Source organism: Pseudomonas sp. CCNWLW23, from assembly GCF_037095675.1.
In the GTDB taxonomy this organism is placed as follows: Bacteria; Pseudomonadota; Gammaproteobacteria; order Pseudomonadales; family Pseudomonadaceae; genus Aquipseudomonas; species Aquipseudomonas atacamensis.
In genome coordinates, this window is record NZ_JBAWKM010000002.1 from 60,105 (window position 1) to 72,083 (window position 11,979).

At 62.3% G+C, this 11,979-nt stretch carries 10 protein-coding genes; all 10 read left to right on the forward strand.

The genetic code is table 11. From position 1 onward, the window contains the following. The first annotated feature begins 17 nt into the window (after positions 1-17). The 10 genes from V8J63_RS03480 to V8J63_RS03525 are packed head-to-tail and all read left to right on the forward strand — an operon-like array spanning position 18 to position 11,976. Positions 18-1,409, forward strand: coding sequence for an undecaprenyl-phosphate glucose phosphotransferase (locus tag V8J63_RS03480; RefSeq protein ID WP_336463579.1), 1,392 nt, complete (start codon positions 18-20; stop codon positions 1,407-1,409). Positions 1,410-1,455: 46 nt separating this feature from the next. Next, positions 1,456-2,814, forward strand: a complete 1,359-nt coding sequence (locus V8J63_RS03485) for a UDP-glucose dehydrogenase family protein (RefSeq protein ID WP_336463580.1) — start codon at positions 1,456-1,458, stop codon at positions 2,812-2,814. Then, entirely contained in the window at positions 2,811-3,518 is a 708-nt protein-coding gene (locus V8J63_RS03490) for a WecB/TagA/CpsF family glycosyltransferase (RefSeq protein ID WP_336463581.1), read from the forward strand. The genes V8J63_RS03485 and V8J63_RS03490 overlap by 4 nt, the downstream gene beginning before the upstream one ends. 11 nt (positions 3,519-3,529) lie before the next feature. Further along, positions 3,530-4,609, forward strand: coding sequence for a glycosyltransferase (locus V8J63_RS03495; RefSeq protein ID WP_336463582.1), 1,080 nt, complete (start codon positions 3,530-3,532; stop codon positions 4,607-4,609). Then, entirely contained in the window at positions 4,606-5,712 is a 1,107-nt protein-coding gene (locus tag V8J63_RS03500) for a glycosyltransferase (RefSeq protein ID WP_129998626.1), read from the forward strand. The genes V8J63_RS03495 and V8J63_RS03500 overlap by 4 nt, the downstream gene beginning before the upstream one ends. 1 nt (position 5,713) lies before the next feature. Further along, a complete protein-coding gene (locus tag V8J63_RS03505; protein ID WP_110646539.1) occupies positions 5,714-7,021 on the forward strand; it encodes an O-antigen ligase family protein in 1,308 nt (435 codons plus the stop codon). Continuing rightward, a complete protein-coding gene (locus V8J63_RS03510) occupies positions 7,015-7,944 on the forward strand; it encodes a glycosyltransferase family 2 protein (RefSeq protein ID WP_336463583.1) in 930 nt (309 codons plus the stop codon). The genes V8J63_RS03505 and V8J63_RS03510 overlap by 7 nt, the downstream gene beginning before the upstream one ends. A gap of 17 nt (positions 7,945-7,961) precedes the next feature. Next, a complete protein-coding gene (locus V8J63_RS03515; protein ID WP_336463584.1) occupies positions 7,962-9,380 on the forward strand; it encodes an oligosaccharide flippase family protein in 1,419 nt (472 codons plus the stop codon). A gap of 31 nt (positions 9,381-9,411) precedes the next feature. Continuing rightward, entirely contained in the window at positions 9,412-10,467 is a 1,056-nt protein-coding gene (galE, locus tag V8J63_RS03520; RefSeq protein WP_336463585.1) for a UDP-glucose 4-epimerase GalE, read from the forward strand. Positions 10,468-10,497: 30 nt separating this feature from the next. Beyond that, complete coding sequence (locus tag V8J63_RS03525) at positions 10,498-11,976, forward strand: family 16 glycosylhydrolase (RefSeq protein WP_336463586.1); 1,479 nt, start codon at positions 10,498-10,500, stop codon at positions 11,974-11,976. The last annotated feature ends 3 nt before the right edge of the window (positions 11,977-11,979 follow it).

Here is an 11,979-nt window from a genome sequence, read left to right on the forward strand (position 1 = left end):
AATCGGAGATCGCGCCGATGACCTCGCAATATTCCGCGCAAATGGCACACCGTCGCGGCCTCACCTTCTGGGTGCAATGGCTGTGCGCAATGACCCTGGTCAACCTCCTGCTGATCGTGCTGGTGCACTGGCGCATCGGCGACTTGCCCAGTGAGTACCGCTTGCTGATCATCCTCACGGTACTTGGCTCGATGCCGGTCTACGGCCTGGTGCAGGTCTACCACAAGCGCCATGGTCTGCTGGTCGGGCTCGGACGTTTGCTCGCCGGCTGGCTGATTCTGCTCGGGCTGCTGATGAGCATCGCCTTTGTCACCCAGACCAGCGCGTTGTTCTCGCGGCAGGTGGTGATTGTCTGGGCCGTGGTCGGTTTTCTCGCCCAGGCGGCGACGTTTCTGCCCCTGCACCTGTTCGTGCGCATGTACACCAAGATGATCTGCAACGAGCGGCGCGCGGTGATCATCGGCACCTGCCCGACCGCCCATGAACTGGCGCGCAAACTGCTCGACCCGGATCGCGCGCTGCTGCTCGGTTTTGTCGCGGCGAAAGCCGACAGCGGCCCGGCGCCGAGCATTCTGCCGCTGCTCGGTGAGGTCGAGGACATCCGCGAAATCATTACGCGGTTGCAGGCGCGGCGCGTGTACATCGTGCTGCCGATGGCCGAGGCAGCGACCATCGAAGCGCTGTACATCAACCTGCTCGACATGAACGTCGACGTGGTGTGGATTCCGGATCTGGGCAGCATGGTCCTGCTCAATCATTCGATCTCCGAGATCGAGCGGATGCCGGCGATCTATCTCAACGAAAGCCTGCTCACTTCGCACCCCGGCAGCCTGTTCTGCAAGGACCTGTTCGAACGCAGCGTCGCTGCGGTGGCGCTGATTCTGCTCAGCCCGCTGCTGCTTGGCGTGGCCATCGCGGTCAAGCTGACCTCGCCGGGGCCGGTGCTGTTCAAGCAGAACCGCCATGGCTGCGACGGCGAAGTGATTCGCGTGTGGAAGTTTCGCTCGATGCGCGTGCACGACGATCAGCAAGTGCGTCAAGCCACCCGCGACGACGACCGCGTCACACCGCTGGGACGCTTTCTGCGGCGCAGCTCCATCGATGAGTTGCCACAACTGTTCAACGTGCTGTTCGGCCACATGGCGCTGGTCGGCCCGCGCCCGCACGCAGTCACCCACAACATCTATTACACGGGCAAGGTGCGCGCCTACATGGCGCGGCATCGGCTCAAGCCTGGCATCACCGGGCTGGCACAGATCACCGGGCATCGCGGCGAAACCGAGACCGTGGAAAAGATGCAGCGCCGGGTCGCCCAGGACCTCAATTACATCAATCAATGGTCGCTGTGGCTGGACATCAAGATCCTGCTGAAGACGCCCTTCACCCTGTTCTCGAAAAACATCTACTGACAGCGGCCAGCGCTCTGGCCCACCCCGCCACGCATGAGGTTTTCCCATGAATGTGAGTGTATTCGGTATCGGTTATGTCGGACTGGTCCAGGGCGCCGCGCTGGCCGAGGTTGGCCACAACGTGCTGTGTGTGGATGTCGACGCGGCCAAGGTGCAAGCCTTGAATGACGGCAGCCTGCCCATCTACGAGCCGGGTCTGAAAAGCCTGGTGCGGGACAATCATCACAGCGGTCGCCTGCAATTCGGCAGTGATCTGGCCGCTGCGGTAAAACACGGCGACGTGTTGCTGATCGCCGTCGGCACGCCGCCGGACGAGGACGGCTCGGCGGATCTCAAACATGTCCTCAGCGTCGCCCGCACCATCGGCGAGCACTTGCGCGGCGAGCAGATCATCGTCGACAAATCCACGGTGCCGGTGGGCACGGCGGACCGGGTGCGCGAATGCATCAGCGCCATCCTCGGCGAAAGCGGCCGTGGTGCACTGACCTTCGATGTGGTTTCCAACCCGGAATTTCTCAAGGAAGGTTGCGCGGTCGACGACTGCATGCGCCCCGACCGGATAATCATCGGCACCGACAGCCCGCGCGCTGAAGCCGTGATGCGCGAGCTGTACGAACCGTTCAATCGCAACCGCGAAAAAATCATCGTCATGGATGTGCGCAGCGCCGAACTGACCAAGTACGCGGCCAACTGCATGCTCGCGACCAAGATCAGTTTCATGAACGAAATGGCCGGGCTCGCGGAAAAGCTTGGCGCCGACATCGAAATGGTCCGCCATGGCATCGGCTCGGATCCGCGCATCGGCTACCAGTTCATCTACCCCGGCATCGGTTATGGCGGCTCGTGTTTCCCCAAGGATGTGCGGGCGTTGATCCATGCCGCCCACGGCGTCGACATCGATGCGCGCCTGCTTCGCGCAGTCGAGTCGCGCAACAACGAGCAGAAAAGCACGTTGTTCCACAAGATCGCCGAGCACTTCAACGGCGCGCTGGAAGGCAAAACCTTCGCGCTGTGGGGCCTGAGCTTCAAGCCCAACACCGACGACATGCGCGAAGCCCCCAGCCGCGTGTTGATGGAGGCGTTGTGGCGAGCCGGCGCCAGCGTGCAGGCGTTTGACCCGAAAGCCATGGAACAAGCCCAGCAGCTTTACGGCCCGCGCGATGACCTGACGCTGGCCGGGACCAAAGAGGCGGCGCTGAAAAATGCCGACGCGCTGGTGATCGTCACCGAATGGCAATCGTTTCGCGCGCCGGACTTCGAACTGCTCGCCCGCCAGTTGAAAAATCCGCTGATCTTCGATGGCCGCAATCTGTTCGATCCGCAACGCCTCAGCGCACGCGGCTTCACCTACATCAGCGTCGGCCGGCCAACCTGCGCCGCTGAAGCACAGGATCTCGCGTCATGATCCGCCTGGAATTGCTCGACCGTTATTCGCCGGCGCTGCTGGACTCCAACCGGGCCTTCTCCTTTCTCAACTTCGCCTCGATCGGCAGTTTCATCCGCCAGCCGCCGTCGTCGCTGGCGTATTTCTGCGACGGCATGCTGATGTCCGGGTTCATGTCGCGCATCACCGGGCGCGCGGTGCAACGGGTCAGTTTCGATTTCACCTCGATTGCCGACCTGGTGTTGCGCGAGTCCGAGCAGCGCGGCAAACGCGTCTACGTGGTCGGTGCGCGGCAGGCCGAGCTTGATCGTTTCGTGGAAAAGCTCGGCATGCAGTACCCGCACCTGCAACTGGTCGGCGCGCACAACGGTTTCTTCGATGTCGAGCAAGGCGCCGCGCTTCAAGCTGACATCCGCCGACAGCGCACCAACCTGCTGCTGGTCGGCCTCGGCGCCGGTCTGCAGGAGCGCTTTGTCCTCGAAGCGCTGCGCGGTGGTTTCAGCGGCGTGGCGTTCACCTGCGGCGGTTTCATTCGTCAGGAGGCCAATGCCAGCGAGCGTTACTACCCCGACGCAATCAATCGCCTGCACCTGCGCGCCTTTTACCGCATGTACCGCGAGCCGCACACGATCAAGCGTTACCTGCTCGACTACCCGAGCAATGCCCTGCGCCTGACCGAACTGATTCTGCGCCAGCAAGTGGCAATCAATGTCACTGCCCCATGAGGATTGTGCCGATGCATATTCTGTTCACGCTCAAGGATTACCAGACTGGCGGCGGCGTCGAGTGCGTGCAGCAACGCCTCGCCGAGCAGTTTCTGGCGGACGGACGGCGGGTGAGTTTTTTCGTCATGAACGGCGACTCGCCCAACGTCGACGGCGCGCCGAGCATGGCCGGTGGCGGCGGCGGCCTTGCTGGCTGGCTGAAATCGATCGTGCTGTTGCGCCGGCTGATTCGCCGCGAGTGCGTGACGCATCTGATTGGCGCCAAGGAACAGGCCAACCTCTGCACCTGGTTCGCCACCCTGGGCAGTTCCTGCAAAGTCATTTACACCCGCCACGCCGCGCTGGATTGCGCCGAGCAAAACACCGGGCGCGCCAGCCTGCGGCTGTTGTACGCGCTGTACCTGTGCGGCAGCGGCAAGGTGGTCGCGGTGTCCCACGGTCTGCGCCAGTCGCTTGCCGGGTTGATGCCGTGGGGGCGACCGCGTATTCGTTATTGCCCGAACGCAGTGATCAGCGAACAACTGATGCGTGCGGCACAAGCGCCGTTGCCCGGTGGTGTGCCCCATCATTACTGGCTGGGCATCGGCCGATTGGTGCACACCAAGGGCTTCGATCTGCTGCTCGACGCCTACGCGCTGGCGGCGCAACAACGCCCGCTGCCGTATCTGGTGATTGCCGGCGACGGCCCGTTGCGCACAGCGCTTGAAGCGCAGGCACAACGGCTGGGCATCGAACGCCTGGTGCATTTCACCGGGCATCTGCGCAATCCCTATCCGCTGATCCGCCATTCGCAACTGTTGGTGCTCAGCTCTTTGCACGAAGGCTTGCCGACGGTGCTGGTCGAGGCGCTGGCGCTGGGCACACCGGTGATCTCCACCGATTGTGGCAGCGGGCCGCGCGAGTTGCTCGACGATGGACGCCTCGGGCGTTTGGTCGGTGTCAATGATGTGCCGGCCCTGACCGAGGCAATGCTCGACAGTCTGGCCAACCGCGAACCGGCAGCTCCAGCCCGACATTCAGTCAGCGAAGCGATCCTGCCCTATACCAGCCAATACGCCGCCCAGGCCTATTACCAGGTGTGGAACCGATGAAAAAGCTGCTGATCATCCTCCAGGACCTCGGCGCCGGTGGCGCGGAGAAAATGATGGTGCGCCTCGCCGGCGCCTTGGTTGAGGCTGGCAATGAAGTGACACTGCTGATGCTCACCGGTGCCGGCATCAATCAGCCGGCGCTCGATCCTCGGGTCAGGCAAGTGTTGCTCGACAGCCCGCGCAGCGCTGCCGCCGTGCCCGCGCTGATGCGCTTTTTGCGCAGCAACCGCTACGACGCGCAACTGGCAGTGCTCACTCATGTCAACGTCGTGGCGATTGCCGCCGCCGCGCTGTCCGGGACGCTGGCGCGGCTGCACGTCAGCGAGCGCAATGCCTTTTCGCGGGACAAGCACGTCAACCCGGCCCTGTCGGTCAAGCTCGCCTACTGGCTGGCGCCGTGGCTGTACCGGCTGATTCCCAACCCGGTGATCTGCGTGTCGCAAGGCGTCGCCGAAGACCTGGTCGACACCACCATCGCCCGCCCGCGCGATGTGACGACCGCTGACAACCCGGTGCTCGACAACGATTTTCGCGACAAACCCGCCGCCGCGCCCAGCCATCCCTGGCTGAAGGACAAAACCACCCCGGTAATCGTCGCTGTAGGACGCCTGGCGCAACAAAAAGGCTTCGACACCCTGATCGACGCCTTCGCCCGCCTGCCGCAAGGCGATGCGCGGCTGATCATCTTCGGCGAAGGCGCTTTGCGCGGCGAACTGCTGGCCCAGGCGACAGCGCTCGGCGTTGCAGAGCGTTGCGATCTGCCGGGGTATGCCAGCGACCCCATCGCCGAAATCGCTCGGGCCGATTGCTTTGTTTTGTCGTCACGTTTCGAAGGCAGCCCCAACGCCCTGGTCGAAGCCCTGTCGACCGGCACGCCGGTGGTAGCGACCCGCTGCCCGTATGGCCCGCAGGAAATTCTCGCCGATGGTGCCGTCGCGCCCTTGGTCGAGGTCGACGACCCCGCCGCGCTCGCCGCCGCGATCAGTGCGCAAATGGCCACGCCGCGAGCCGTGCATCGCCAGCGTCGCATTGATGCTGCCGCGCGCTTTGTCAATGCTCGCGCGGTGCAGACCTACCTCAAGGCGTTACTTGGGAGGCGCTGAGATGAACCGCCTGCAAGTGCGTTATTCGACGCTGGCCGATGCCTTCACCCTGTTCGGTGTGCTGTTCTATACGCAAGTGATCGGCTTCTTTCTGCGCCTGGGTAATGTGAGCACGCTGGACGATGCGCAGCAGGATCTGGAAGGCAATCTGGCCAATCAGGTCTGCGGCTTGCTGACCTTGCTGGTGCCGCTGTTTTTCTTCATCCGGCACAAGGTCTTCCTCAGTAAAAGCTTCTACCGGCAGAACCTGTTCTTGCTGCTGTTTCTCGGCTGCGTGGCGGCGTCGATCAGTTGGTCGAGCGAGCCGATGCTCAGTTTCAAGCGTTTCGTCGCGCTGCTCAGTGTGGTGTTCTTCGCCGGTTTCATTGCCTGGCGCTACAGCCTGGAACGCATTGCGTTTCTGTTCGGCTGCGTGATCGGTGCGGCGGCGCTGGTCGGCTTGATCTTTGCCGTGATTCGCCCGGACATCGCCTTTATTTCCGGCGGCATCCGTGACGGTGCGTTTCGCGGGGTGTTCGCGGAAAAGAATGCCGGTGCACGCCTGAACGCTATTGCGATCCTGTTGCTGCTGCCGATGATCCGCCAGCGCAACCCAATGGCCATGCTCTACGGCCTGTTCGCGCTAATTGCCATTGGCCTGGCGCAGTCGGCCACGGCGATTGCGTTGATCGTCGCCGGCACCGCCAGTTACGCCTACTTCATCACCCTGATCCGCTTGCGCATCAACCGCTCACTGTTGGCGTTCACGGCGGCGACGCTGGTGTTCTTCCTTCTGTGTGGGGTGCTCTACGCCAACTACGCGATGCTGCTGGAACTGGTTGGCCGTGACCCGTCGCTGACCGACCGCACGCTGATCTGGGAACTGTTGCAACCGCTGATCGATGCGCAATTTCTCAAGGGCTACGGTTTCGGCGCGTTCTGGGCCAGTGCCGATGCAGATGCGTTCATTACGCGCTGGGGCTACATCGGCAACGCGCACAGCGGCTACGTCGAAACCCTGCTCAATGGCGGCCTGATTCAGTTGATCGCCCTGCTGCTGATGTTTGCCCAGACCCTGAGCAAGCGCTATCGCGCAATCACCGCAGATCAGTCCGCGCGCTATCAGGCCTGTGCGCTGGTGATCATCGGCCTGTTCGTCGTTACCAATTACGTCGCCTACGTGATCCCCAACTATCGCTCGGGTGAGTTCCTGATTTTCTGCGTGCTCAGCCTGACCTTCCGCCACCACCTCGTCGCCCGTCCGCAGCCGCTGCCAGCGGCGAATGCTCGGCCAATGCGCGGCACTTTCCGGGAACAACGCCCATGCTGAATGATCCCTACGCCGTCACCGTGTGCGTGGTGATTCCGCTGTACAACGCCGCCGCCAGCATCCAACGCACACTGGACTCGGTGTGCGCACAGACCCGCCTGCCGGACAAAGTCATTGTCGTCGATGATGGTTCCAGTGATGCCGGTCCAGAGATCGTCAAGCACTACGCCGCGCCCTTGCCCATCGTCCTGTTGCAGCAGCCCAACCAAGGCCCGGCCAGTGCGCGCAATCGCGGTGTGTTCAGCGCCGAAGAAACCTTTATCGCCTTCCTCGATGCCGATGACCGCTGGCATCCGGAGAAACTGCAAAAACAACTGGCGCTGCACGCGGAGTTGACTCGACAGGGACGCAAAGTCGGCTTGATCGATTGCTTTCAGATGAGTGAATTCAGTGATGGCAAACGTCAATTGGAAGATCGCTGCAAACACGGCGAGCACTTTGCCGAATTCATGCGCGAAAACATCATCAACGGCACCTCCGGCGTACTCGCCCTGCGCGAGATCATCGTCGCCATTGGCGGCTTCGATCAGAGCCTGCGTTTTGCTGAGGATCGCCTGCTGTGGACGCGCATCGCCGAAATCAGCGAGATCCACAGCGTGCCGCAGATCCTCCACTGGCGCGCCGTCAACGCCGCCAACATCACCGCGCAACCGCACAAGTATTACCCGCACAAGCTGCGCTTCATCCAGCTGTACCTGGCGCGTTACGGCACCCGGCTGAACAAACAGCAACGGATCTATTTCGTCCTCGCCAACCACGCCGAATTTCTCAATGCGTTTTCCCGGCGCGGCGATCACCCACGGGTTATCGAGGTGTTCCGGCAGATGCTCGGGCATTCGTGGCAGACGCTGTTCTTCTTCCAGGGCAAACCGACCCTGCGCTACCTCTACGCCTGCTTGAAAAGCCTGGGCAACAGCCGCTGAATTACAGGGATCGCGCCATGGCCAACCGTCGCCTGATGACCCTCGTATGGATTTTCACCGAGAAGTTCGGCCTGATTTTCCTATCGATGATCACCTTTGTGGTCTACGCGCATTTGCTGACGCCGACGGAGCTGGGCATTGGCACGCTGATCATCGCCGTGGTCGAAGTGGTCGGCATTCTATTCTCGTCGATGCTGGAAGACCCGCTGGTGCGCCTGCAACGTGTCGAGGACAAACACATCAGCAGCGTGTTCTGGTTTGCCGTGCTGGTCAGTCTGTTGTCGATTGCTTTGATTTCGCTGGCAGTGGTGCTGTATACGCCGTCCACCGCGCTGCGCTGGATGACCGCCGTGGCCTCGGTGAAAATCCTTTTCACCCTGATGGCGCGGGTGTATGTGGCGCAGATGCGCCGCAGCGGCAATTTCAAGTTGCTGGCCTCGCGTACCTTGCTCGGCAAAGTCGCGGGCGGTGTCGGCGGTGTGGCTGTGGCGATGCTGGGTTTCGGCCCGTGGGCGGTGGTTGCCCAGGCGCTGATCATGGACGGCGTTTCCACACTGGTACTGATGCGCAGCGAGCGTCGGCGCATTCCCTTCCTTATCGACCGCCAGGTGCTGGGCGAACTGCTGCGCGCCGGTCTCCCGGTCTGTGTCAACGTGATGAGTTCGCAAACCCTGCAACGTGGCATCAACCTGATTCTCGGCCTGACTGCCGGGGCGCATGCGGTGGGCATGTTCAACCTGGCGATGCGCATCATCGACCTGCCGCGCTCGGCGATCTACAACGGCTTGATGAGTTACGCCCTACCGGTGTTCGCCCGGCGCAGTGCCGAACCGGCGCGGCTGATCGGCGTGATAGGTGATTCCACGGCGATCAGCGGTTTCGTACTGACACCGCTGTTCTTCGGCATCGCCCTGACCGCCGAAGACATCATCCTGCTGATCTTCGGCGCGAAATGGGCCGATGCGATTCCCTTGCTGCAAGTGCTCGCCTGCACGGCGGCGCTGGGCAACCTGGCGCTGTATGCAACCACTGCGCTGGTGGCGGTCAATCGCACGCATTTGACCCTCAAGGCGGAAGTCGCCACCACCTTGCTCGCGCTGGTGCTGGTGTATCTGCTCGGCGCGAGCTACGGCGGCATGGCGGCGGCGCTGGCTTTGCTGCTGCGCATGCTGCTGATCACGCCGTTGCAGGTACGCGGCCTGAACGCCGCCATCGGTTATGACTGGCGCAGCTTTTTCCAGTCCAGTTACCGCAGCCTGTTCGCCTCGCTGCTGATGGTCGTCGTGGTGATGTGGACGTCGCGGCAAACGAGCCTGTCCGGCTACGCGCACCTGGCCGGCGATATTGCCATCGGCGCGCTGACCTACGCCTTGGCCTACAGCCTGCTGCACCCGCGCTGGCCGCAAGAATTCAAGTTGGTGTTTACCGCCCGCTGAGCTGCATTTCCTCGCAATGGAGCACGTCGTCATGCGCAAAACCACGTTGATCACGGGCGGTGCCGGCTACATCGGTTCGCACACGGCATTGCAACTGATCGAATCCGGACACTCGGTACTGATCCTCGACAACCTGTGCAACAGCAGCCGCGAAGCAGTCGCACGGCTGGAGCTGTTGAGTCACTCGCACGTCGATTTCATCGAGGGCGATATCCGCGACGCCGCGCTGCTGGACGAGATTTTCAGCACCTACGCGATTGATGCAGTGCTGCATTTCGCCGGCCTCAAAGCCGTTGCGCAGAGCGTGCGCCGCCCGATGGATTACTACGCCAACAATGTGTTCGGCACACTGAACCTGTGTCAGGCGATGGCGCGCGCGCAGGTGTTCAATCTGGTGTTCAGTTCCTCGGCCACTGTCTATGGCGAGCCGACTGTGATGCCGATCGTGGAATCGCATGGCACCGGCAAACCGGCTAACCCGTACGGGCGCTCGAAGCTGGTGATCGAAGAACTGCTCAGCGACCTCGCCCTCGCGGATGCGCGCTGGAACATCGCTGTGCTGCGTTACTTCAACCCGATCGGCGCGCACCAAAGTGGATTGATCGGTGAAGCGCCCAATGGTCGACCTAACAACCTGCTGCCGTGCCTGAGCGAAGTTGCCAGCGGCCAGCGCGCGGCGTTGACTGTTTACGGCAACGACTATCCAACCGTCGACGGCACCTGTATTCGCGACTACATCCATGTGCTGGATCTGGCCGAAGGTCATCTCAAGGCGCTACAGGTTTTGCAGGACGATGAACATGGCCTGCACGTGTGGAATCTCGGCACCGGCAGCGGCTACAGCGTCTTGCAGATCATCAGCGCCTTCGAAGACGTCACCGGCCTGCGCATTCCCTACCGCTTCGCCCCGCGCCGCGCCGGTGATGTCGCCGAGTGCCGCGCCGATGCGAGCAAGGCCGGGCGCGAACTGGGCTGGCGCGCGCAACGCGAGCTGACGCAAATGCTCATCGACAGCTGGCGCTGGCAGACTCACAACCCATGGGGCTACCGCCCGCAACCGGCGCCGCTGCTGGCGGTGGGCACTTGAACCGGGGCAAATCCACGTTAGGGAAGACTCATGAACAGATCACGCTGCTTGCTGTTGGTTTTGCTAATGCTGAGCGCCGGCGTCAGGGCCAATATTCCCCAACCGGTGGCTGACGGACTGGTGCTGTGGCTGGACGGCAATGATCCGGCCTCGATGACACTGGAGGGGCAAAACCAGGTCGTGCGCTGGCTGGATAAGTCCGGCAAGGGCAATGACGTCGACATCGACAACCGCGCGGCGACGACTTTGCCGACGCGCGTCGACAACGCCCTCAACGGCCACGGCGTGGTGCGCTTCAGCGGCACGGCGGCATTCATGGGCCAGGCGATCCGCACAAGCAAAGGGCCGGTGACGGCGTTCGTTGTCTCGCGGCGCCTGCCCGAGCAAGCCGGCGGCAAGGCCTGGCAGCGTCTGTTCAGCTCGCGGCCGCAACTGGCGGATAACGATAACGTCGCACCGAATTTCGGCATCAGCGTGCAGCAGACCACCGCGTACGAGCCGGCGCTGGCGTTGCTGGAAACCAGTGACGTGCCGATCGGCCCGTTCGCGGTGGCGCGCAACGTGGTTGGCACCTCGGAAATCCTCCGCGGTGACATCGCCGAAGTACTGGTTTATGACCGCCCATTCAGCAGCCAGGAAGAACGCCGCAATGTGTTCGAGTATCTGGCGCAAAAGTGGGCGGTCGCCATTCCGCAACAGGTCGATGCCTGGACTCGCGTCGGCCCATTAGGCCCGACCCCGACGCACGTTACGCCCGACCTGCCGTTATCGGACCAGGCCAATGCCGGCGGTTGGAAACGCGATACGCGGCTGTCCGACGAATTCAACGGCAGCGCGCTCGATGCCGAACGCTGGCACGTCAACAACGCCACCGGCACCGATTCCCTCGGGCGCAAACCGGCGCTGTTTTTGCCGGAGAACGCCAAGCTCGGCAACGGCAATCTGAACATCACTTTCCGCAAACAGACCCTTCCGGAAAAATACGTCGCCCTGGGCTACAAGGATTACAGCTCGGCGATGGTGCGCACCAACGAACGGGGGATGTACGGCTATTACGAAGCGCGTGCGAAACCGATGAATTCGGCCGGTTCCAGTGCATTCTGGCTGGCCTGGACCGGGCTGCCGGACAATGCCACGGAAATCGATATCTTCGAAATCGGCGGCAAGACCCGCAACGAAGCCTTTGATCGCCTGTACAACATGAACGCGCATGTCTGGGCCAGACCGCAGAATGATCAACACCTGAGTTCCGGCAGTACCTGGATCGCACCGTGGCGGCTGGCCAATACTTTTCATGTCTACGGCTTTGACTGGCAACCCGAGACTTTGCGCTGGTACGTCGACGGCGTGCTGGTGCGAGAGGCGAAAAACAACTACTGGCACTTCCCGATGCAAATCGTCTTCGACAGCGAAGCGATGTGGGACTGGTTCGGCGTGGTCGACGATGCTGACCTGCCGTCGGTGTTTCGCATCGACTACGTCAGGGTCTGGACGCGCTCAGCGCAATAGCAG